Annotated in this window: 20 protein-coding genes and 1 pseudogene; 8 read left to right on the forward strand and 13 right to left on the reverse strand. The window is 54.9% G+C overall.

The window, feature by feature from the left end:
• Nucleotides 1-51 precede the first annotated feature (51 nt).
• Both ASG39_RS21875 and ASG39_RS21885 read right to left on the reverse strand, forming a co-directional pair.
• Nucleotides 52-885, reverse strand: coding sequence for an IS5 family transposase (locus ASG39_RS21875; RefSeq protein ID WP_062597273.1), 834 nt, complete (start codon nt 883-885; stop codon nt 52-54).
• A gap of 608 nt (nt 886-1,493) precedes the next feature.
• Nucleotides 1,494-1,766 (reverse strand): ATP-binding cassette domain-containing protein, encoded by a 273-nt coding sequence (locus ASG39_RS21885; RefSeq protein WP_062597092.1) that lies wholly within the window; start codon nt 1,764-1,766, stop codon nt 1,494-1,496.
• 491 nt (nt 1,767-2,257) lie between these two features.
• On the opposite strand from ASG39_RS21885, the gene ASG39_RS23520 reads away from it, so the two are divergent.
• Together ASG39_RS23520 and ASG39_RS21890 are read left to right on the forward strand one after the other, a co-directional pair.
• Nucleotides 2,258-2,605 carry a helix-turn-helix transcriptional regulator gene (locus ASG39_RS23520; RefSeq protein WP_082477424.1) on the forward strand — a complete coding sequence of 116 codons (348 nt, stop codon included), beginning with the start codon at nt 2,258-2,260 and terminating at the stop codon, nt 2,603-2,605.
• Nucleotides 2,605-3,897: a type II toxin-antitoxin system HipA family toxin gene (locus ASG39_RS21890; protein ID WP_062597093.1), complete on the forward strand. Its 1,293-nt coding sequence runs from the start codon at nt 2,605-2,607 to the stop codon at nt 3,895-3,897. Before ASG39_RS23520 ends, ASG39_RS21890 begins: the two co-directional genes overlap by 1 nt.
• Nucleotides 3,898-4,294: 397 nt before the next feature.
• On the opposite strand, the gene ASG39_RS21895 is transcribed toward ASG39_RS21890, so the two are convergent.
• Entirely contained in the window at nt 4,295-4,903 is a 609-nt protein-coding gene (locus tag ASG39_RS21895; protein WP_062597094.1) for a glutathione S-transferase family protein, read from the reverse strand.
• A gap of 94 nt (nt 4,904-4,997) precedes the next feature.
• On the opposite strand from ASG39_RS21895, the gene ASG39_RS21900 reads away from it, so the two are divergent.
• On the forward strand, nt 4,998-5,705 hold the full coding sequence (locus tag ASG39_RS21900; protein WP_062597095.1) for a YafY family protein: 708 nt from the start codon (nt 4,998-5,000) through the stop codon (nt 5,703-5,705).
• A gap of 203 nt (nt 5,706-5,908) precedes the next feature.
• On the opposite strand, the pseudogene dnaE2 reads toward ASG39_RS21900, so the two are convergent.
• Nucleotides 5,909-6,356, reverse strand: a pseudogene (gene dnaE2, locus ASG39_RS21905) (error-prone DNA polymerase); the annotation flags it as partial.
• Nucleotides 6,357-6,472: 116 nt separating this feature from the next.
• A complete protein-coding gene (locus ASG39_RS21910) occupies nt 6,473-6,781 on the reverse strand; it encodes a hypothetical protein (protein WP_062597097.1) in 309 nt (102 codons plus the stop codon).
• A 745-nt stretch (nt 6,782-7,526) separates the two neighbouring features.
• Between ASG39_RS21910 and ASG39_RS21915 the strand changes: the two genes are divergently transcribed.
• The 5 genes from ASG39_RS21915 to ASG39_RS21935 are packed head-to-tail and all read left to right on the forward strand — an operon-like array spanning nt 7,527 to nt 14,395.
• Nucleotides 7,527-8,873 (forward strand): metallophosphoesterase, encoded by a 1,347-nt coding sequence (locus ASG39_RS21915; RefSeq protein WP_062597098.1) that lies wholly within the window; start codon nt 7,527-7,529, stop codon nt 8,871-8,873.
• Complete coding sequence (locus ASG39_RS21920) at nt 8,870-9,901, forward strand: GTPase-associated system all-helical protein GASH (protein WP_062597099.1); 1,032 nt, start codon at nt 8,870-8,872, stop codon at nt 9,899-9,901. The genes ASG39_RS21915 and ASG39_RS21920 overlap by 4 nt, the downstream gene beginning before the upstream one ends.
• Nucleotides 9,898-10,953 carry a hypothetical protein gene (locus tag ASG39_RS21925; protein WP_062597100.1) on the forward strand — a complete coding sequence of 352 codons (1,056 nt, stop codon included), beginning with the start codon at nt 9,898-9,900 and terminating at the stop codon, nt 10,951-10,953. Before ASG39_RS21920 ends, ASG39_RS21925 begins: the two co-directional genes overlap by 4 nt.
• The gene (locus tag ASG39_RS21930; RefSeq protein WP_062597101.1) at nt 10,950-11,798 is read left to right on the forward strand and encodes a hypothetical protein; all 849 of its coding nucleotides are present in this window, start codon (nt 10,950-10,952) and stop codon (nt 11,796-11,798) included. The genes ASG39_RS21925 and ASG39_RS21930 overlap by 4 nt, the downstream gene beginning before the upstream one ends.
• Complete coding sequence (locus ASG39_RS21935) at nt 11,798-14,395, forward strand: hypothetical protein (protein ID WP_277995984.1); 2,598 nt, start codon at nt 11,798-11,800, stop codon at nt 14,393-14,395. The genes ASG39_RS21930 and ASG39_RS21935 overlap by 1 nt, the downstream gene beginning before the upstream one ends.
• Nucleotides 14,396-14,663: 268 nt before the next feature.
• Here the strand turns inward: ASG39_RS21935 and ASG39_RS21940 are convergent, their stop codons facing one another.
• The 8 genes from ASG39_RS21940 to ASG39_RS21975 all read right to left on the reverse strand — a co-directional run bounded on the left by ASG39_RS21940 (nt 14,664) and on the right by ASG39_RS21975 (nt 23,326).
• A complete protein-coding gene (locus tag ASG39_RS21940; RefSeq protein ID WP_062597103.1) occupies nt 14,664-15,707 on the reverse strand; it encodes an SMEK domain-containing protein in 1,044 nt (347 codons plus the stop codon).
• Between the two features lie 10 nt (nt 15,708-15,717).
• Nucleotides 15,718-17,313, reverse strand: a complete 1,596-nt coding sequence (locus ASG39_RS21945) for an SIR2 family protein (protein WP_082477426.1) — start codon at nt 17,311-17,313, stop codon at nt 15,718-15,720.
• Nucleotides 17,314-17,522: 209 nt separating this feature from the next.
• Nucleotides 17,523-18,656: an RHE_PE00001 family protein gene (locus ASG39_RS21950; protein ID WP_062597105.1), complete on the reverse strand. Its 1,134-nt coding sequence runs from the start codon at nt 18,654-18,656 to the stop codon at nt 17,523-17,525.
• Between the two features lie 340 nt (nt 18,657-18,996).
• The gene (locus ASG39_RS21955) at nt 18,997-19,890 is read right to left on the reverse strand and encodes a hypothetical protein (protein ID WP_156468240.1); all 894 of its coding nucleotides are present in this window, start codon (nt 19,888-19,890) and stop codon (nt 18,997-18,999) included.
• A gap of 199 nt (nt 19,891-20,089) precedes the next feature.
• Complete coding sequence (locus tag ASG39_RS21960; RefSeq protein ID WP_277995985.1) at nt 20,090-20,740, reverse strand: RHS repeat-associated core domain-containing protein; 651 nt, start codon at nt 20,738-20,740, stop codon at nt 20,090-20,092.
• Between the two features lie 216 nt (nt 20,741-20,956).
• On the reverse strand, nt 20,957-21,397 hold the full coding sequence (locus tag ASG39_RS21965) for an RHS repeat domain-containing protein (protein WP_244481306.1): 441 nt from the start codon (nt 21,395-21,397) through the stop codon (nt 20,957-20,959).
• A complete protein-coding gene (locus tag ASG39_RS23525) occupies nt 21,394-22,827 on the reverse strand; it encodes a DUF6531 domain-containing protein (RefSeq protein WP_082477427.1) in 1,434 nt (477 codons plus the stop codon). The genes ASG39_RS21965 and ASG39_RS23525 overlap by 4 nt, the downstream gene beginning before the upstream one ends.
• On the reverse strand, nt 22,820-23,326 hold the full coding sequence (locus tag ASG39_RS21975; RefSeq protein ID WP_062597110.1) for a hypothetical protein: 507 nt from the start codon (nt 23,324-23,326) through the stop codon (nt 22,820-22,822). Before ASG39_RS21975 ends, ASG39_RS23525 begins: the two co-directional genes overlap by 8 nt.
• Nucleotides 23,327-23,363 lie beyond the last annotated feature (37 nt).

A 23,363-nucleotide genomic window follows, 5' to 3' on the forward strand; every position in this document is an offset into this window, starting at 1 on the left:
GAGCGTTTGCCGTAGCCTTTGTCTGCTTTAAGAGTCGGACTCGAAAAGCCCTCATGGATATCGATACCTTGCGAGGCGTCTGGTGATGAGACGAATGTGGGCGATCATGATCCACGCCTCGGCTGATGCGATGGAACGCTCGACGTCCTTTGCCAATCTTCGGCATCTACCGAGCCACGCGAAGGTCCGCTCGACGACCCAGCGGCGTGGCAGAACTTGAAAGCCTTTAGCGTTGTCCGAGCGCTTGATGATCTCGACCGTCCAGCGCCCGATCTTCTTCAGCCGCCGCTTCAGCTTGTCGCCCGCGTAACCACCATCGGCGAAGACATGCAGCAACCAGGGCCACCTGTGGCGGATGGATTTCAGGAGATCGGGAGCACCGTCGCGATCCTGGATATCGGCGCTGTGTACCATGAGACCGACCATCAGCCCAAGCGTATCCACGATGATGTGACGCTTGCGCCCTTTGGTTTTCTTGCCCGCATCATAGCCTCGTATGCCGCCGCTTTCCGTGGTTTTCACGCTCTGGCTATCGATCACGCCAGCCGTCGGACTCGCCTCTCTACCCTCCAGCTCACGGGCCTCTATCACCAGATGATGGTTGATGCGCGCCCAAAGCCCCAGCGCCCGCCATTCATAGAAATAGCGCTGGACGGTCGAGCAGGGCGGGAAATCCTTCGGCAGCATGCGCCACTGGCAACCAGTCGTGGCGATGTAAAGCAGAGCGTTGACGACCTCGCGCAAATCCGTGGTACGGGGACGGCCCAAGCGGCGGGGCATGGGCAGAAAAGGCTCAACCAGTGCCCATTCCCGATCTGTCATGTCGCTTGCATAGCGTGCCGTCCGCCGGGCATAGTGCCGACGGGTGATTTTGGTCCAGGCCATCGTGAACTCCATCGAATCTCGCAAATCCGAAGGAATCATAACCTGTTGAAATCACCCACCTCTTTATGAGGCAGCCTTTCAGTGAAGCCTCTGGTCAAAGCCTGGAACNGTGATTTTGGTCCAGGCCATCGTGAACTCCATCGAATCTCGCAAATCCGAAGGAATCATAACCTGTTGAAATCACCCACCTCTTTATGAGGCAGCCTTTAAGGTTTGGGCGGTCATATGATTGATGAATGAGATGAGGGCGCAAAGCAGAAATGATTTCCGCCTCAACGCGAGACTACGCTAACGACGCTACAGACGGTCGAGATTAGATAGGGAGTTTTTACCGGCTCGGCCTCACATTAAAGTTCGAACTGGTCCAGCGCAGCCCAAACTTGTTCTGTCAGCTCTCGGAAGCGAGAGCTTCTGCGCAGAGCAACGGGATCACGCGGCCGTTCGAGCTCGATGTTAACGTCGAGTTTAACTCGTCCGGGTCTTGAGGAGAACACGATGACGCTATCCGAAAGCGTTACCGCCTCCTCGATGTCGTGGGTCACGAAGAGCACGGACGCGCTGTGGCGGGACCAGACGCGTAGCAACTCGCGGCCCATGGCCGATTTGGTTTACGAATCTAGCGCGCCGAATGGCTCGTCGAGCAGGTAGATTTGCGGCTCGTAGGCCATGAGGCGGCCGAGGGCGACGCGCTGCCTCATACCCCCCGACAGCTCGTGTGGGAGATGTTTCTCGAACCCATTAAGACGGAGAAACGCGATCAACTCCTGAATGCGTGCGGGATCGCTCGTTAAGCCCTGCTTGGCAAGATCGGCGCCGACACGGATACGGAAGCGTTCCGAGCAGCGTTCAAGAAATGCAGCGACATCATCACTGACCTTCATCCGGATCAGCCGGATGCCATTTTCCGTAACGAGGGAAAGGTGGTGAACTGCTTCTTATCCACAGCGCGACCTCTACACGCACGATTTGATGTGGCGGCCGGGTGATCATCGACTGCTTCACGCATGATGGGCTGCGGAATGGAAGCTCGCAGTTGAGGTTTAAGCATAGCAACTGCGGCAAGGCGGCTCCTGACGACTGCTCATGTTACCTTGAACCACGGATCGAGATGACCCAGACCTCCTCACACGCCGACGATCCGTCCTGACTTCAGCTCAGCACCTACTACGCTGCAGCCATGTAATCTTCGTTCTTGGTCATCATTGCCCAGATGGATCGCGTTAGATGACATACTAAAGCTCGCAACTCATCAGATCTGTACGCAAGCGGAATTCCGTACAATAGCTAAATAAGTTGCGCAATTCCGCTCGTATGTGTAAAAATGATTTATGCGGATTTCCGCATTATTCTACCAACAAGAGCGGAATTCCGCATGAAAAATACCGTTTTTCAATCATTGGGTGAACAGCTTCTAGCAGCCCGAAAAAAGCGTCATCTCAGCCAACCGGCACTAGCCGAGAGACTTGGCCGAGATCGTGCTCGTATATCGGAACTAGAACGTGACCTTGCCAACAACCGCTTGGGCAGGGACCGTCTGACGCTTTTTGCTGAACTATGCGATACGCTTGATCTTGTCCCTGTGCTAATCCCGAAATCGCGCATGGAAAGCGTGCGGCTTCTGATCGATGACATACCTGCTCCAAGACATTCGACCGAAGTCCCGAGAGCTTTCGACGAGCTCTTCATCGACCTCGACGACGAAGAGACAAAGGAACGGTAATGGCGAAAGCAGCGGCAGTTCTTGGCGTCTTCATGCTCGACGAAAAAGGAGGGGCCGTCCGGGCCGGGACCCTTACGCGCGACGCAGATGGTGCGGTGTCCTTCGTCGTTGCGGAAAGCTTCCTGCGGGACGCGACAAGGCCAATCCTCAGTCTCGGCTGGTATGATCGCGATTCCGACCAAGGGACACGCGAGAGGCTCGCATCGCGGGGAGACAAAATCGGCCTGCACGGAAGGTTGCCGCCTTGGTTTTCCGGACTTTTGCCGGAAGGAGCCCTGCGCGACCTGGTGATGACGGAAATGGGTCCGGGCGATCACGACGAATTCGACGTGCTGACCCGCCTCGGAGCGGACTTGCCCGGCGCGGTGTTCATTGTCCCGGAGACCGACATTCCGGCGTCGGCAGGACCGCTGGATCTCAGAATGGTCCACGGTTTCAAGGCGCCGCTTCCCGAAGGGGCGGTGAAATTCTCGCTGGCAGGCGTCCAGCTGAAATTTACCGGCAACCCGGATGGCGACCGTCTTACCGCTCCAGCCCGGGGAGGCACTGGTCGTAGCATCATCAAGTTGGGCAGCGAACGATTTCCGAGGCTTCCCGAAGCAGAGTTTGCCGCAATGCAGATGGCAAGCTCCATAGGCGTCAGAACCGCGCCGTGCCGGCTCATTTCTCGCGACGCGATCCGGGACGTACCAGCCGAACTGCTGCAGCACAGCGAAAACGTGCTTGTCGTAGATAGGTTCGACAGGTCTGCCAGTGGCCGCATCCATATCGAGGATGCCGGCCAGGTTCTCGGCGCTGTAGGTGACCGTAAATATACTATGGGTACGACCGAGACGGTCATAAACATGGTTCGCCGTTTCAGTACCGATCACCGTGACGACGTTCTGGAAGCGGTCAGGCGTGTCGTCGCCGACGTGCTTCTAGGAAATGGCGACAATCACCTGAAGAACTGGTCCTTCTATTTCCCGCAGTCCGGCCAGATTAGATTATCGCCCGCCTACGATATTGTGCCAACCGTCCTGTATCTCCCCCAGGACGAGATGGCGTTGCGCTTCGTCAGAACGCATAATTTCGATGCAGTCAACCTGCATCGCTTCGAACGGGTTGCGAGCTTTATAAAGCTGGATCCAAAACTCATCACGCGCGAAGTCGAGCATGCCGTCCGACAAGCTTTGGAAACTTGGCCAAAGATTGCCCCGGGTCTTTTGGGATCCGACCGTTCGGACCAAGTTCTAAGGCGGCTCAATACGTTGACACTCGTCCATGAGATCCGTGAAAGGATCGGATTATGATGCAGGTCGCGTAGATCGTCGTCGCGATTAGATCGCATGCTTGCCGTTTTAGCTGCGTGAACAAAAAATACGTCCTGCCGAATGCGGAGCGCATGACATCCATCGGAGTCAACCGCAGCTTATCCAGTATCTAGTTGGCCGAACGGGCTCGCCTGGTGTCGCCCCCAAAAGCTATCCACACAGTAGCGAGCTATCTATCCGGTGACTCACAAGTATGGCGCCTGCGCTGAGGAATCATTAACTTATCCGCCCTTGACGTTGTCCGGATAGACTAGGCGCTTGATATACCGCCCAGAATTATGGTGCTCGCGATGCTCCCGTAGACGCTGCCAAAGGGGGTGAAGAGGTCAATCAATCTCAAGCCAAAAGTGGCCTGGTTGGAGCGGCCAGCCAGCGATTATGCCGCCACGGTGCGGGCGTCATGGTCGGCGGTCCATTGCAGCGATGGCCGCTCACCACAATGCTCAACCCAGGCCTTGACCACGTCGCTGTCCGGGGTTGCTGCGGGGTACCAGGCAAAGGGCGAATGCAGCAAAAGATCGACCGCTGTGTATCGCTCTCCCATCAGATAAGGGCTCTCCTTAAGCGCGGCTTCGAGGCGTGTCGCAAGTTCCGCCGGACTGCGGAAGGTAAAATCCACAAAAGGATGGGAAATCCCGGCTGCCTGCAAGATCAGTACAGGTTCGACCACGCCGGCATACCAGGCGAGCCAGCTGAGATACCGACCGCGCTGCGGATCGCCGGCAACAGGCGCCATCTTATTTTCCGGAAAGAGATCCGTCAGGTATTGAATGATCGCGATGCTCTCCCAGATGACGACGCCGTCGTGGTCGAGCAGCGGCACCTTACCTTCAGGATGCGGGTTGTTTGGATCTTTGCGACCGCTGCCATCGCCGCGGGTGATGTCAACGATCTCGATCGCGACTTTGTCGATGGCGTCCAGTTCGCGAAGCAGGGTAACGATACGCGTCGAGCGCGAACGGGGGGCGTGAAAGAGCGTCAGCATAGTCTGGATCCTCGGTTGCGTTTGGCAATGCGGATCTTGTACAGTCCGCCAACTGCCAGTTTCCGTCAGTAGGCTTCATCTATCCTCCAGGGTCATGGCTCGTAGTGATCGTCTGTTCCGCCTGCTCCAGGCGCTTCGCACTCTCCCCTCCCCGGTGACGGCCGCGCGCCTTGCCGAGGAGACCGGCGTGTCGTTGCGTTCGCTCTACAGGGACATCGAGAGCCTGCGCGCCGCGGGCGCCGTCATCGATGGCGAGCGCGGCTTCGGATACAAGCTGACGGAGGACATCGCCTTGCCGCCGCAGACGTTCACACGGCTTGAAATCGAAGCCCTGGTGCTCGGCCTTTCCGAAGTGCGACATATGGGTGAACCAGCTCTCGCGGCGGCCGCAGGTGCCGTGCTTTCGAAGGTCATGGCAACGCTGCCCGACCGGCTACAACGCCAGGCGTTGCATGCCGCCTCCCAGGTCTATCGGTTCGAGCGCCGCGATCCGCCGGTCGTCGATGTCGGCCTTCTGCGCGAGGCTTGCTGGGAGGAGCGAACCGTCGTGATAAGCTATGTCGACGCGGAGCAGCAACGAACCAACCGGCAAGTGCTGCCGCTCGCGATCGTCTATCTGGAGAGAACGCAGGTGTTGCTGGCTTGGTGTTGCCTGCGCCAGGATTTCCGCAAGTTCCGCGTCGACCGCATCGCCGACGTCCAGATGACGGAGGAGAGTTACCGTCCGCGCCGAGTTCAGATGCTCAGGAACTTCGTTGCCATTCTTAACGCCGGTGCGCCCGAAACATCGAAGATGATCTGAACAGCAGTAGCCAAAACGACGTGCGGCCGGTGTGGCCACGGACGGCGTTCGGACTGCTTTCGTAGATGCAACATATGTCCAAACGGCCGCGCTGAGGCGCAATGCTGTCACTTCAAGTGGGGGCATGGCTTCGAGCAAAATGCGTTGCCCGCGCCTTCGCCTTGAACCATATGGAACCCTCGACCCGCTATCTGGATCAGGTTTTATTGAAAATTCAGCGCCTTGACCTTCAGCGTTTGGATATGAAGATCTGGATCGTACATCACCTTGGGGCGCAGAACTGGCCGCGGCGGATCGGGCCCACCAACATGGGCGAGCTCGTCGCCCCTGCCAGCCGGTAGCCTGAACTCCACATCCCGATCAGCCAGCCCTGACGGATCCGCAGTCAGATTAAAGAGCTCCTGCGCTACCAAATGGACAACCTCGCCCTTCCGCTGTATCCGGCTATGGATCGCCAGCATCGACGATCCGAGCACAATCCGCCGGCGCTTTTCAAACAGCGTCGGCCAGACCACGAGATTGGCCGGCCCGGTCTCCTGTTCGATGGTGATGAACATTACGCCTTTGGCCGATCCCGGTTTTGCCGCACGAGGACAAGGCCGGCCGTGTAACTTAGCGCCCATCAAACGCGCCCATTGCCTCGGCGCAGGTAGAGCTTACTCTGCAGTCCAGGTAAGCAATTGGCACAACGCATCACCTCGGGCTGCCTAAATACCAGCCGCCACTCGCGGGAGGACGTCTTAATGCGCCTAACTTCCCGAAAAGACTCATGTAAGCCCTAAAAAGGCCAGCGGCCCAGCGAGAAGCACCGTCACCATGGCGAGGAAGAGCAGAAACAAGATAGCCGGGAGAGCTTCGGCAACAGTCCTGTGCCACGAAAACTTGAACCAGTAGCCAAAAGCTGTCGAGATACCGACAATAAACCCTGCCATGTCCCAGCTGGTCATCTTACCCCCGCGCATGATGGCAGCCATAACCGAAACATAGAGCCACACAATCGATGCCCATTTCACGAAGCAATCAACCTTCGCCGGGTTTACGTAGGGGTTATAGTCCTTGGGGTCGTCGGCAGGCATGGAATATCCTTTCTGAAAAACTCGCAACTCCTACAGTTATCCCGGTAAAAAAATGCTCTACAGGTTGCAGGCGATGCAACCATGCGTAACCCGCGAGGTCTGACCCAGGTCTCTATATGGAGTTGCAGAGGAAGTCGGCGTTGATCAGCGGATCACGTGTCCGGAAAATCAAAACACCCGCCGATAAGATTGACGAGGTAATGATCCCCGGTCTTTTGCGTACTCGACAACAATATTCTATTTTTACAACCGTCAGCCCATTGGACAGAATATTGTTTATTACTGACATTATGTCTACCTACCCCGAGTACGAGAACTGAGCTTTCAGCAAGTCGGCGATAAAAGACCGTAAAATTTCTGTGAGGCTGGATCCGATGCATGCAAGTGAGACGACGTGCACTTGGACCGGATCCGATCTTGATATCGGCAACACGTCCATCTTGGTCGGGACCAGACTGAGCTACGTTTCTGATCCACATTCAATCGGCCCGTTCGAATCTCGGTGGATGCCATAGCAATGGCACTACGACCTCGCTGTTGAAATCGCGAGCAATGGCTTCCGTTGTGTGAACCTTCATAAAGCACAACCTTTGTTAGCAAAGGGTCTGTCCGCGCATCAGAGCAGATTGCCGACTACGTTCCAGTGGATAAAAAAGAAATGACTTCGCAGAACGCGCCAGTAAGTTGCAGCCGCATACGATCTCGTTATACCTAGTGACCAGGTTTTCTTTCTAAGGAAATTCAGTTGCCAGCTGTATTTGTCCATCTTTCAGACATTCACTTTGGTCAGGAAAAGAAGGGCGGCGCCAGAGCTGCCAACGACGATGCGCGTCGAAAGCTTGTAGGTGATGCTGCAAGCGTTGTGGCAGGGCTTCCCAGCCGAAAAGCAACCGGAATCATTGTCACCGGGGATATCGCATACGCTGGGAAGGCACATGAGTACGACGAAGCCGGAAAATGGCTGGATCAGCTCGCCGAAAGCGTCGGATGTGAGCCCTCCACCGTTCAGGTAATTCCTGGAAACCATGACGTCGACCGTGACAAGATTACGGGCGCAGCCGAGTGGATGCTGAACACAATCCATGACGAAGGCGAGGAAAAGCTTGAGACTTTTCTTGGGAATAAAATGGATCGCAACGTGCTCTATTCTCGTTTCGAGGGTTACTTGCCTTTTGCGAAAGCCTACCGGTGTCCCTTGGACTGCGAAGGACACAATAGCGCCGATCGGCGCGTTGAGCTGGCTGAAGGCCGCGCGATTAGATTCGTACGATTAAACTCGGCCCTCATATGTACGAAAGGACGAGACGAACAAGGCAGGCTCCTATTGGGCCAACGGCAAAGAATTTTGGAGGAAAGCCCGGGTGAGGAACTCATCGTTCTAGTTCATCACCCACTCAACTGGATATCCGATAGCGACGACATGCGGAAATTTCTGCATGGCAGGGCTCGCGTATGCATGTCCGGGCATGAGCATCTCGCCGCTGTAGACGTTAAAGAGGTTGAGCCAGGCTGCGACATTTTGATGGTCGCCTCAGGCGCAACAACCCCGGACATAATTGATGATGTATACACCTACGCCTACAACATCATTGAGTTCGATTGGGACGAACGAACAGACTCTCTAGCCGTCACAATTCACCCGCGACGCTGGAACGATGGAATGAAAAGATTTGAGGCCGATGAAGGACGCCTCGCCGGACGTGACGCCCGTTTTGTGCTAGGGTCGCCGTATTTCCGTCAAGGTGAAACACCGGAGAAACGTGCGGATACTCTCCACTCGCCACCGCAATCACCCGAAGTAGAGATCATCGCATCGCAGGAGGAGGTCGTTTTGGCCGCCGACATCAAGATCGACGAAGGCGAATACCAAAATCTTTATCTCCGCTTCTTCCGCGATTTGGCGGAGGGAGATCGCCTTCGCATTCTCGTAGACTTGGGTGCAATTCCGGCCGGCTTGAACGCGAATTTCAACCATGAAACCGAGAGCCGCCTTTTGCGGAATATCGTCAAGTCCGGTCGATTTGATGATCTTAAATTTACAGTCAACGACGCTTTGCGGGGGCAGATGGGAACCACGGGGAAAAAACCATGAGCAGTATGGCAGAGTATGCCCGGATCTTGAGCACCGGAGTAGACGACGATTGGGTCGTCAAACGGAAGCAAGCGTCCGCCAGAATCACTGAATGGTATCGAGACTTGACTACGTTGGATGCCCTCACAGTCGCTTCTGCAATGTCGTCGGCAATCTTGGGGATCTCTCTACCAAATCAGTTCGCTGCGAAAGGTGAGGCAACTATCCAAGAGTATGCCCCATCGTTCCTGCGGGACGGCGAAAATGGTGATCTCGAGATTCTTGTTGTCATGCTGTCCGCCGCGGTGGACCTCGTTGGAGAAGAAAACCCCGATCGAGGATGGACTGGTCAGCAAGCGCTCGCAGCTGGCCTATGGTCAGCCCTATGGTTTCAAAAACCACTAACCCAAGCGAAAATGGAAAAACTGCGGACGGACTTGCTTAAAGCGAGTCGAGACCATGTTCTTGCAGTAGCCAATTCATCACGCTTGCGACGACCCATCCCACAAGTTGGACCAGTCAATATTGCGCAGGACTCACCTTCCGGACAGAAAGTTAATACGGCCTTTGCAAAGGCGGTGCAGCCGTTGCTCGAAGCCTTGATGGAGAACGCAACGTTAGATCGAGAAGAGCTTGACTTCGCTTGGTGGCTTTTGTCCGACCGCAGCGATACCTTAGACAAGCCGTTCAAGCAGTTTGAGAACGGAGCCAGAGCCATCATTACAGGCTTTGATGCTGCCCTCCGCCTGAAAAAACTCCCGGCCGATGCGCACCGCCACATGGTCCAGCGTAATATCGACGACGATGAGGAGATGTCGCTTGCTGACATTTTGAAGGCGTTAGGGTCGGATCAAGCAAAAATCGCATCCGCTGTTCAATCGCCGCTAGAGAACCTTACTTCCGTATTCCCTTTGCTCGCCTCAATCCAAACTGGACATACCACTGAACTAATTGCGGGCCATAAATTTGGTGCGAGAGAGTGGGCAGCCAAATCGCTTCTTGAGAGTGCGATCTATCAACTGCAGTTCGCTTCAGTGAAAATGCCATGACGGAAACCGTTTGCGCAGATACCGAGTGCTCGCTTAGCCTTACGGGGGTATGCGCCCGAAGTTACAGCGATCCGGAAGAGTGTCCGTACAAGAAGGGCACCAATAATCAGCTGGATGAAATGGCTGACGTCGGATCGTCGATGGGAGATATAGTACAAAGGGTCCCTGGCGACAGCGAAGTCACGACGATAGGTGAGCCGGTACTCTCTGCACCCGTGGACGACCCAAGTCTGCCAAGAAGTGGCACACTGGGCTCGCGGGATCTAGATGTTCTGATGCGTGACCGTTATGTCAATTTGATAGGAATTGTCGGATTGCCGGACGCAGGAAAAACGGCCTGTATCGCTAGCCTCTATCTACTTCTAGCGCATGGAATGCTGGATGGCTTCACCTACGCTCACAGTAAAACGCTAATCGCCCTTGACGAGATTTCGCGAGGGGCGAGGCGATGGAATAATGGTTATCCGGAACAGATGACCCTTCACACCGAGCTTGCCGACGACCGTCAAGCCGGCTTTTTGCACCTCAGATTATTGCGTGAAGCCGACTCAAAGAAAATAGATATCGTTGTCCCTGATCTACCCGGTGAGTGGTCAACACGGCTGATCACGCACGCGGATTCCGATCGATTTGGTTTTCTGGGATCGGCCGAAGTCCTTTGGGTCATGGTCAACGGGCGTGACTTTTATCAAAGCGCGACGCGGCAAGCCGCCATACATGATACGACCAATTTGATAGAACGCCTCTCGGCCCTTTTAAAGAGCTCTCGCCCGCAGCTTATACTGGTATCCACTTGGCGCGATATTTCTGATTTCCCAATAGACGCATTCGATCGAATTAAGGCTTACACAAAGCCGTTAGGTTTTGATGTGGAGCTCGCTTCCATTGCGTCTTTCTCCGAGAATGACGCGATTAAGCCGGGTATTGGAATTTCGGAATTAATAGCCGCGTCTTTGACCGCTCGTTCGGAACGTGAAAACCCGTGGCCTGACCCCGAAAGCGTCCCGAACCCCTCGGAGCGCCTTTACTTGAATTTTCGGAGGCAAGTATGAGGAAAAAATCGATCATCCTGGTCGGTGGGCCTGACTCCGGAAAAACCAATTACGTCGGCCGCGTGTGGCTATCTTTGAAAGAACACAAGAGTTCGCTGAAACGCGCAGGTATGCCCAGCGACATAGAATATATCGAGGCTGTTTGCGCGCACATCCTCAAAGGCGAATTCGCCGGCCGTACCGATCGAAACATGGAGCGAAAAGATTTCTGCGTTCCGGTGCAACTTGGTGACGGCGACATAACAGAACTTGTCGTTCCAGATTTCACAGGCGAGTTGTGGCTAAATGCAGTCGTAAACTCAGAACTCTCGCAGGATTGGCTTGATGAAATCGTGAACGCTGACAGCGCTCTTCTGTTCGTACGCGTCCTCTCGCCGCAGAATGTCCAACCGTTAGACTGGGTTACTGCGCGTGAAGTACTGCGGGTGACGGGAAATAACGATGACGATGACGATCACAAGCTTCCGACACAGGTTGTCTTGTGCGAGTTGCTGAGACTTCTAGAAGATCGACTGGGATCTCAAAATCCCGAAGTGCGACCAAGAATCGCTGTGCTAGTTACGGCTTGGGACCTACTCGATCCTGCTGCGAAAGGTGCTGGGCCTATGCAGTTCTTGAAGCGTCAGTTTCCACTGTTCTGGGGAGCGTTAGGGGATGTTGTGAGAGCTGATGTCGGGGTTTACGGCGTTAGCATTGTCGATGGCGACCCTGAGAGAGATCAGGCTTTCAAGGACAAGATTCTGGCATCTAATCTGGCAGATGCAGGTTCGATCACATTAGAGAGCAGTACGGGCGTGGAGGTCAACCGCGATGTTACCCTACCGATCTCCTGGGCCATCAGTTAATGGGAACCACGCGTCTTGAGCAACAGCTACATGGATATCGGCAGGGGCACGAACTGATCTCGACCTCCATCAAGCTGAGCAAAAATGATCAGAACTCGATTGACCGCCTCTCGGACGTTGCGGGACCTCTCCGGCCTGGGCAGAAATTTGAATCGTATCTCACCCTCTACCCTCTCCCTTCAGGGGAACACTATGTCGTTGCGAGAACGTGGCAGGACTTTGATGCGCCTCGCGCCGGCTGCGTGAGAACGCGTAGCGCCATCCTTCCTATGGAGGAATGGGTAAAAGGGGTAGACGTGATGGAACTCGCGTCAAAGCTTTCAGCCGAAGGTCCGCGTTCCCCAGCCACGACCTTTAACCTTAAAAATGAAAGGTCTACGCTGCCTACCGTAGAGCCGTCGCAAACTATCGAACTAATAGAAGCAATCTTTCTAGAAGAGCGTAAGCCTGTAGTCGTTTTCGATGCTCTGTCGCCCGAAGCGATCACCGTCAGACTCTTTATCGCTTTTTGGCCTTCGTTCAGACGTCAATTCGCAGCGACGACGTTTGCGCTATCTCCAAGATCCGTTGGCGGCCGCAACTTCGATCTCATTTTCTCTTCGAGAGACGCCCGATCGCGCTTCTCCGATTGGGAAGGCCGTAAGATCGATGTAAGGAAGGAAGCAAATCCGCGGCACCGTTGGTCAATTCAAATTGCCGAACGTGTATTTGGAGCTGAGTGGCCATCCTTGTTGAAGGTGGATGCGTTGGGCGAGCTTAGCTCTGGTGGAGCCGAGGCTGACTTGAGGATCTCGCTATTATGGAATGAACTTCATGCTAAGCTGCAGCACTCTCCCAACGCAGCACTTGGCTTGCTCGACATCGCAAATAGCCGCGCGAAGCGTAATCTCGATGCAATCCGTACACTCGAACCAGCATTGGCAGATGCCGCTAAAAGAGCCGTCGTTCAACTCTCTCCCGGCGACGCCTGGCGCTTTCTCTATGCCCTGACCGAAAAGCTCCGCGAGATCCGCCTCAACTTGTCCGCCGCGAAGGTCATTAGGGCAGCTGCAATAAAATTGGCGGAGAGAAACCCTGAAGAGGCATTGGCGAACGTACCTATAGTTTCTTCGGGAAAAGGTCAGCAGCTTCTCCTGGGAGCAATAGGTGAAGGCTTATCTCATTTAGGCCTGCCAGGATTGGCGGGAACTATCGCGAAGTTGCCACCGAGCGAACTGCTGCTTCTGCTTATTAATAACGGCGCCTTCGCCGAAGCGACTTTGCAAACCATGCCGGAATTTGCGGAGCGACTTGCGTCTGAGATTGAATACTCATCTGTTGCTGTGCAAGATAAAGCGCGCCGAAGTCTTTTGCGCCACATCGTCCGAGATGAAGATGCGCCACTCGCCAAGGTGCTTTTTCCTTTGCTGGATGAGCAAGATCTCGTGAATGAAGCTAAATGGCTCGCAAAAATTAATGGTTACGCCTCCCAAAAGATCGCTCGAGTGCTTATTGATCGTGCTGCCCAGCTCGGACAGGTTACTGTTTTGAGGGATATCGTGTCCGATGCTAGGTCGGGACCGGGTGCCGACTTCCTATTATCAAGCCTCGTTGGTCCGTCTGAGGATGGGCTAGCCTGGCTCATCAGTAAGCATGATCTATCGGATGAAAGGAAATCGCTTCTGGTTTCGCGCATTTTGTCCGAGGTAAAGCCGAACCGTATTCGATCGATTGCCGCCTATGATATCGCACCAGATTTGTTGACGCTCCTTGCCGTAGATCCTGCTTCAAACGTTGAGTTGATAGATGCGTTCCTCCGCGAGGTGAAACAAAACAGCGAAGCCGTCGTACGCACTCTTCTTAACACCCTTCCGCATGCGACTGGCGAAAGTCAGACGAGGCTTTCTAGAAGGGCAATTGAAGCTTTGCTGGCACAAGAATGGCCGGACCGTCAGGCCATCATTGAGACATTGCTCGCCCGGATTGGCCACAAGATTGATATCTCGAACATCATCCGTGTAGGGCTTTCGAAGGCTGTTCCCGGAATTATCGCCGCCGCGAATATCAATATCTTTAATAACGCGCCAGAAGATACGAGAGTTCGATTTCTAAAGAATGTTGAAGATTTAGGTAGAGCTCTGACTGCTCGAGGCACGATTGATTATGGCTACCAGGGATCGGAAGCCGCCGCGGCACTTCTGTGGGATGCATCGAGAGTTAACCCCGCTGGTTTTGTAAAGGCCAGCAGCTCGCTGCTCCCCTTCGTGTTGAAGTCGGTAAGAGAATCTGCTGGCCCGCTCATCGCCGCAGCCTTCCCGCCAGTATATCACGAGCTGAAGAAGGCAGACGAAGCACCGGACTTCTTACGATTCTTTCTGTTTGTCGATTGGGATAAATGTAAAGTTGCGCGTCACGACCTAGTCGATCAGTTCCTAGTTTCCGATTGGCGCGGAACGGATATTGCGTTGGCCGCATCTCGCGCTGGCGACGCTGTAAGGATACTTCGGCGGATCGACAAACTGGGCGGCTCAGCGGTTATTGAGACGGTGGCGGAGAATATATCCACCCTTCCAGAGCCGTGGCGCTCGGATATCGCTCAAGCGATCAAGAGCATCTGATGAAAATTTTACAGTTTCTCACCATCCCGCTGTCTAGCTCCCATAATGTTCTCGTTGTGCTGATGTGTGATCGCCTTTCCACGAACGGGCAGAAGTAGTTTCTGCATGGAGAGTACATTGGAGGTTCTCACGACCAGAAGTCCTGGACGTGACGTTCACCTGCAACTGGCCGGGCAATGTCAAAGCGGAGATCTTAAATCGTTACCTGAGAGCGTCCATGGCTGGTGAGTTGCGATGGCAGCCTGATCGACCATAATGTCCGTCAACGTTAGAAATCACCGAAATCCAGTGAAACGAAAACCTTTTTTGACGCGATCGCATTCGCGGTCATGAATTTCTCCAGGAATTGGAGCCCGTAACCATCAAGCATCCCCGAGGCTTTCCCCTCTTGTAGCACGTGAAAACAATCACCATCCGCGGTCTCACTTGGATAATAGGTTGTGATAAGCCTAGCTGTGCTTAGAAGCCGAAGATCCCCTTCGAGGTTCCGATATCGTTCGAGCAGTCGCTCAAGTTTCGGATGCGAAATTTTATACCGTTCAGACGAAATGCTGTTGTGAAGCTTCGTGTCGCGGCGGATCCACATGTATTCGTAGATCTCACGGGTGATGCGCGGCAATTGCTTCAGATCCGAGACGAACGTCTGGATGAATTCCAAGACCTCCTCGTCGGAGGCTCCCGTCTGATCATGCACCAGAGCGGTGAATTTTTTGAGATCCGAGATCCGCTCCTTCGGAATAGACTCGGCGTATTGCTCAATGCCACTGGCGTAGGTTCCGTCTTCGTTGGGAATTTCTAGCTCAATCTTAACCCGAGCAACCTGCTGCGAGACCATCTGGTGGAGACCTTGAAGCTTATCCAAAGGCAGGTTTACCAAAGCCCTGCATAGGTCGGTGTAGTCCCAGATATCGTCGATCTTGAAGTTCGCTTTATCGATGAATTCCTGTTTCAGGCCCGTGTAGCTTTTTTGCTTCGTTCCAGCGACCATGATGATGATGCGGGTATAGGTCTTCAGCTGTTCACCGGAGAGCACGTCGAGCGTTTCGTTGATTTTTGCTGAACCGCCCTGCGACGTAACCTGAATTCCGATTCCGCGAACATCATCGAGAAGATCAAGGCCAGGTGCGTTGCTGCGCTCCTCGTTCGCATTCCTGAAGCTGTGGTCATAGATATCGTTGATGATATCCCGATAAAAGTTCTCGAGTAGCTTCGTCAGATCGGTCATGCCGACCTTGTTGCGATTTGCGACCTGACCACCGATAGAAGCGAGATCGTCGAGAAGCTGTCCGATGTAGTAACCTGCGGTGATCATAGGAAATCCACTATGCCTCGAAACCGAAAGCGAGATAGTCGTAAAGGCATGCGAGCTTGCGGAAGAATGATCGAGACGAGCCTTCCTTCAGCTTCTCGGCATTGTCGGTTAAAAATTTCGCTAGCGCAGGGAGATCAACCTGATCTCTTGGCTGGAAGGGGATGATACCGACTGCTTTCTCGGGCGTTGTGCGCTCGATGATCTCCTCGGTGGTTAGCCCCTTGAAGTCGCGCTCGTATGCAACCTTGAACTGGCTGGTTCGGAACCCGCGGCCGACGGTTCGCTGCGCCACGCGCCTTGCTTCGATGAACTCGGATTTCGCGAAACTGTCTTTGTCGACGACACCTGCGGCCTGTAAATATCTGAATGATGGGATGTAGCTATTCGATAGCTTTCTGAATAGCGGATAGGTGGACTCGAGCAGTTGGTTAGCGTCGTACTCCGACTTCTCTCTGATGACATCCTGAAATACGTCGTCGACGGTCACACCTGCGTACCCTCGTAGGGTCATGACCTCCTTTTGTCGTTCAGTGACTTTTTCCTCTCGCTCATTGTATTCTTTCGCCACCCCAACGCCGACTACGAATTCGATATCGTCTTTTTCCCCAATGTCGTCTAGGTCTCGGACTGCCAGCTTGACTTCAGGATTTGTCGACTTCACCAACTCATACATCTGCTCCTTGCAGTACCTTAACACACGCGCAGGGATCTTCCGTTTGGTAGCTTCTACGGCAGAGTAGATTTTCGTGAAATCGTTCGTGCGTATCAGGGTGACGCGAACCTTGCTTGTGCCGATGGTGATCGTTGCGCCCTCAAAAGCGTCCTGTTGCCCCTTATCTGGGCGCTCGACGAAAATGAGGTTCTCTTCGAACTGCTTGAGTTTCTCTCCACCCACGCACTCGGCGATAGATCCAATAATGGTTTGAATGTGGGGGTCATTGATGGAGTACCCCAAAAATATGACGGGGTGCTCGACAAAAATGGTGATCAGCTTCGCCGCCAGATATGGGTTCTTGTTCTGAAAATCATTGTAGTCGTCTTCAGTCAAAACGAGCGACGAAGGACGAGATGAGCAGCCATGAATTTTATAAATTTCAGCGATAGACTGCGGGTTGGAAAAGATGAGCTCTTCCTGTCCGATGAAGACCTTGTAGTCCGGGAATATATCTTCAAGAAGCAGATCCCAGTTTGTCGTTATAATGCCGTCGACGTTCATCTGAGACAGGGCTTTTATCTCGTCTTCCGGCCCTTTGTCCTTATATTCCAGCGAGAGGCCGCGAAGATATTTCGCGATCTCATACTTTAAAGAGGCTGACTTCTCGGTGACCTCCTTGCCGTACTCCTGTTTGCTCGCTTCGAAGTCAGGATGTTTCCACCACATCGGATTGAAGTCGTCTGCAATCAGCGAAGCGGTCCTGGGAAGATTTCCGTTTGCGTTTGATAGATACAGCCCATACTCGCTGATGTTTGCGCAGAAACGGGCCAGCAGGTCGGACCAAGTCTCGAGACCGATATATCTCCTTGAAAAGCCGGATCCGATGAACAGAAATGGTGCAGATCCACAGCTGTGGAGGGCTTTCGTCAGGCTATCGGTTACATCGACCACGGGACAACTCACGGCAGCAAATATCGGAGGCCTCAATTATCACAAAAGGCTGATTCGCCACTAGAACCTTGCAGTCCACGCAGTCCAATGGTCACGAGGAATCCGACAAGGCACATATCGCCAGCACATCGGCGGTTAAGCGATCAAAATTTGCTGGCAGGAAGCGCATAATGTTTGGATTCCCGCGGCGCGGGTAACCGCTGGAGACCCTACATCATCCCCCATGCGCGAAACCTCCCCCTCCCCGTCATCTCGCGAAGGCCGAGCTCCAAAACCATCCGCCGCGCTCCTTGAGGCGTTACGTCGAGCGTCTTGGCGACCATGCCTGCGGACACCAATGGCTTTGCCATCACCAGTTCGACCAGCTCCGGCAGCTTCGAGGACGTCCGCCGCCCCTCCAGCTTTCTTTCCATCAGGGTGCGCGCCAGCGCCAGCCGGTCGTGTTCCTTCAGACCAATCTCGGCGGCCGCGATCAAGCCGTGGGCGATGGCGAGCAGCCGGGTTTCGCGGTTGCGATGGCGGCGGCGATCGACGGGGATGGTTTTCAGGCCCAGATTGATGGCGCCGAGATGGGTGTCGGTGGTGACGCCAGACTGGCGCAGGATGGAGGCGGCCAATAGCCTGCCGAGCCAGGGCGCGTGCTGCAGCACCGAAAGCTCGTTCCAGGCATCGAGGGCGACGATCGCCTGCAGCACCGCCGGCAAGTTTTCGGCTTGCCGCAACGCAGCGCGCCATTCGTCGAGCCTTGCATCCTCGTCCCAATCGAGATCATAGATCATCGGATCCTTTGCAGCCCCGCAGCCGGGGTTTGTTGCGATTGCAATCGCCGCATCCGATCGGGCGAGCACGGCATCGATGGCGGCGTAGTCAATGCCGGCTGGATTTTCCACGTCGTCGGCGACGTCGCCCTCCCCTTCCGGATCGCTGGTGACCGCGCGCCGGATGGCATCGGCGGTGACCGCCTCGTCTGTGTCGGCCAATCTGATTTCCGCGGTTTTCCGCAGAAAGCGGATGCCGTCGGCAGAGAACGCCCAATCCGGGGATTGGCCGCCGATGCGCCGACGTGTTCGCAGAACGTCACGGGCGATTGTCAGCGCGTGGGTGGGGGTGCGGATATCGCGCGTGGCGTCGTGGAGGACGAGGTCCTCCAGGTGGACGAGTTCGCCGTCGATCCATAGCGAGGCGCAGGCGTCGGTGAACTGGGAGCGTTCAAGGAACCCCGCGCCCACCGGCGAACGGGCGATGCGCTCGTCGAGGCGTGTGAGTGCGATGCCGGCGTCGAAAGCCGGCCGCATCAGGGCTGTCATGCTGATTTTTGGGAGATCGTAAGCCATTGAAATAATGCTAAATGATTTTTTATAGGAACTCTATATGAATATTACAGTTCCTCACATGGCATGATGATCAGTTGGGTATATAACCATCGATAAGTATCCCGTATCGATGGTTATGACCTCAAAACGTATACGTCGGCTAGAGATCCGGTAATCTTGTACTTGTCCCTCAGAATTGGCACCTGGTAGGAGGAAACGCTCGTAGTGGCGCGAAATCTTATGCGGGCACAAGTGGATCGGTCCGCCAGCGCCCTTAGGCTTCCTGAGAGCGTCAGGCCGGGAGGGCGGCGCTGTTGCAGAAAAAGGTTCAAAGGGAAGCGTCACCCTTGAAAGGGGCGTCACTCAAAGATCAGTTGAAAATGCTACTGAACTCGTCGCCGAGCACCCCAAAATCACCACGCTCCTCGTAGAACGGATCGCGCGGGCGATAAGCATTGATGCTATAGTTCTTGAGTTTTGGAAAACCGTCCTGAGGTCGTTTGCAAGGGTAATGCGAGGCCTCGAGGTTTTCGACGCTCGAACTCTTGAGCTGTTCCCACCCTTCTAGTTTGTTTTTGCCTTCGAAACGCAACGACCTGAGTTGCTTAAGGCCGGATAGCACCGAGACGTCACCACCGATCTTGCAGGAGACGATTTGCAGTGTTTCGAGGTCTTTGAAGCGCAGGATGTCGCCGATGTCCCTGATAGTCGAGGAGATCAAGAAAAGCTTTTTGATCGGCGCCCCGTCGAAGGTTGACAGGGACCCACTAAACCCCTGCAACGAAAGGCTAGCGAGGTTTGGCCAACTGCCATTTAATGGCTCGACCTCATTGGCTTTCCAGTCGAGGTTGAGCCACGCTTCGAGTTTCGGAAACAGTTCAGGTAACTTCGACCTAAACGACACGTTATGCGTGGTGAGGCCCTTGACGTTGCCAAACGCCTTGAAGCCGTCAAGGTCATATCCTTCTTGAAAAGCGCCCGACCCGACGACACCGATTTCGCGTATGGCATCTTTGTTTTGGATCTTGCTGAAATCAGGTGCAAAATATTCCTGCAGCTTGTTCTCGGCGATGTCCTGGACCTCGATCGAGAAGCCGTCGCATCCGTGTTCGTCGATAAGGTTGGAATAGGCTTGAAAGGCAGCTTTATTGAAATAAGCAATTTTTGCAGCAGGACGTGACGATGTCTTTTCTATGAAGACATGTGGCCCCTCCATTAGATTTTCCATTGTTCTTTCATCAATTTCAATCACCATTTCCGCCACGCACTTCTCCCATCTGTCTATCGGTAAGCCCGATGCCTTTTGCCTTGTGATCGTTAGCAGCGACCAAATGCGCCCCTTATGCGAGCCGCAGTCGCGGTTGCCGCTACCCTCTCCGCAGCACTAGAACGGTTATATAAAGATTGCCCGTCGAATTTCACGTTGAGCCTGTTCTCAACCAGTGCGCCGTAATCCCTCGCATTCATGCCCGCTGCTGCAGCCCGGCGTCCGTGTTAGTATAGAGCCCGCGTGGGCACCGGGTCCGGGCATCGTTCGCATTCAGGGCGCCGGAGCGATATCGCATGGAAGCCAGCATGCGCGCCTGCTCCCCCTTGCCGACAAAACAACGGCCGTTTCTCTGCACCTGGAACACATAGACGCCGTACAAGCCAACCGGGTCGGCCCACCAAGTCGGTATCTCCCCATAGCCATGCGGGCGCAGGCCGCCTAGCAAGCCGATCGGATTAAGGCTGAAATATTGTCCAATCGACGGGTCGTAGATCCTGAAACGGTTGTGGTGCAGACCGGTTTCAGCGTTCTTGGCCAGCGACGGCCGCCCCACATCGTCATAGTCGAATGTTTCAAGCTGGGAGGCTTCAGTCCGCCCCGGCAGAACCGCACTCCGGCTGACGACGCGACCGGCGCGATCCCATTGGTAGGCAACAATGCGGCCATCCGGCTGCATTGCCTCCACGACCCTGTTTGCCCTGTCGAGAACGTATTCGGTCGTACGATCACCGAAATCGGTCTCCCGCACGATCCGACCGGCGCCATCCCGCTCGAAAATCCATTCCCGGCCGATTTCGTTGACGACCTTCTCGAGATTGAGTTCGTCGTCGTAGTGGAATTCGATCCCCCGTCCCTGGGATCGCCGACGGCGATGAGATTGTTGAGACCGTCATATTCATAACGGCTAGTGCGCCCTTCGCCGTCTCAACCAACCGCCCCTGGTTTGAAACGCGGCTGCGGAATATGGCGCCGTCCGGGCGGGTGATGCTGGTCGGCTTGAAGAAATTATGACCCGCCTGATCTTCGTATTGATATTTCGTCACCGCGCCATTGGCTTCGGTCAGTTGGATGATCCGCCCGAACGCGTCCCTTTTGAAGAGCGTCCGAGCATTGCGAAATCCAGCGTCTCGACCAGCCAATGATGCTCGTCATACGAATTCTGCTCGATCAAACCGTCATGGCGAATGATGCCGATCGCCTGGCCGGTTGAATTGCATCGTATCTCGGAAATCTCGCCAAGCGGGTTCTTGACCATGGTGAGTGAACCAAAATCGTCATAGTAAAGTTCCCACGACTTGCCGGCGTTGTCGATCACCAGTTCCAGGTCGCCTTCCGAAGTCCAACCGTAATAGGTCGAGCGTCCGGTCGGATCGCGAATGCTTTTGACATGGCCTGCACCGTCGTAGCCATAACGGGTCTCGTTGCCCTCGCCGTCGATCTCGGTGGCGACGCGCCCCTCGTCATCCTCGACATACCGCTTGTCGTGACCGAGCGCGTTCACTTCCCGCGTGATGTTTCCATGATCGTCGTAACGGAACTTGATGGCGCGCCCGGGGTCGGAACCCGGTTGATATGTCGTGACTTTATTTTCCTCGTCATATTCGAACATCGCGGGTTGGCCCTGATTGCTCCCGGTCCTTGTTCGCCGTCTCTTGCCATCATGCTCGAATTTCGCGTGAAACCTGCCGTTGCGGATGACCTGCGACAGACGTCCTTGCTGGTCATAAGCAAATTCATGGCGTTCCCCGAAGGGGCATTCGGCGAGCACCATTTGCTGGCTGCCGTCCTATCGATAGCGCATGACGGTCTTGCGGCTTCCATCGACCCCTTCGAAATCACCTGTGTTCGCAGGTTGGCGGAATAGGAAAAATGAAGCTTCAGTCCGTCCGGTGTTTCCACGGACAAGAGGTTGCCGGTCGTGTCCCGACCGAAGCGCAGCGTATTGCCGCGCCGGTCTTCAATTCTCGTAATGCGCCAGAGACCGTCCTTGCACTTGTCGAAATGGGTGGTCATCGCGTCTTCGCGGAAGATCAGCGCGCGGCGATCACCTTGCATGAGACTGCTATTGCGGATCGTATCGCCTTCTTCCCATCCGTCCGGGATGGGCGTCGGCGCAGTAAAAACGGTGGAAAATCCATCCTCGTCGAGAAAGGTGAACCCACCCTCTTCGTTGCGTCTGATCGTGGCGTCCAGGTCGCTGAGCCAGCCGCGACCGAGCGGACCAACGGTATCGACGTTTCCGTAATATGTGCTGGTGACTGCGATCTTCAAAAGAGTGGGAATGGAGACATCCGGGTCGTAATGGACCGGAATGCCGCTCGGCATGAAAGCTGGATTGCCGGCGAGCCGGCAGTCGCGCCTGTCGCGTCTACGCCTGCGTCTTCGCAGAACACGCTCCTGGGCCTTGCGCCGCAGACGCGCCAGGATCGCGCGCTTGATCGCCAATCTCCGAGCAAGCTTTCCAAGTTGATTCCATCCCGGAATTGGCGCATTCAGCAGGTTGTCGGCAAGACTGTTGTCGGACGTGTTCCTGATCCGCTCTAACCCTTCGCGGATCTCGTTATACTGTGCGGCATTGGTGGCGACAGGCGTGTCGCTGTCCAGCGATTCCGATAGGCGATCAGTGAACGGGCTGGCCGTATTGCCGAGAAAGAAGACCGTAGAATCCGTCTGGCTCGCCCATTGGAGGAAACGAACCATTTCACGGCGGGTGGCTGCATCCCAATAGGCTGACCGATCCGGGTTGTTGGCCAGTTCGCCCATTTCCCGTTCGAGATCGGCGACTTCCTGGTTGAATACCGTCGATTCGTCTACCGGCTCCTCTGGTGCGCCGGCACCCACGACCACCCGGCCATCGGCATTTGCCGGCGTCTGCGCGACATTGGGCTGTCCGCCTCCACGCTCGTGAACAGCTTCGCCTTCTTTAGCCAATGATACCCTCCTGTGCAGAAAGATAATGCGCGCCCCAAGGCACGGAGTTCAGATCGAAATATCCGGAAAATTCGTATCCGGCCGCCGGACCGTCGGGCCGGAAAAGCATAAAACTGTCGCGTGCCGCATCGGTCTCCGCCAGCCATTCCGGCGATTTAAGCGATACACCGTCATGCAGCATCAGGTGATAGTCTTCCGTCGCGAAGCCGCACAAAACGACGTCATCGAAGTGCAATGACAGGCTACCTGGCGAAGACTCCACTGAGCGAAGGCGTTTTCCTGTAAGAAGGCCTGATATCACGTCACTCGACAAGGCCGCTTCGTCATGCAGTCGGACGCTGTCAGCAGCGTCGAGCAGCACCCATTGGCACCCATTGCAGACGAGTTCGGCATCGCCAGCTGTGACATTGAACATCAGATGAAAAATCGAACCGTAGATGTATTTCGACTGGGAAACCGGCGTCCCCATCAGGTTTTGCAGATCGTCTTTGAACGTCATTTCTCAAACTCGTCGATGATGATCTGCTTGATTTCCT

This window comes from Rhizobium sp. Leaf371 (genome assembly GCF_001424045.1).
GTDB lineage: Bacteria > Pseudomonadota > Alphaproteobacteria > Rhizobiales > Rhizobiaceae > Ferranicluibacter.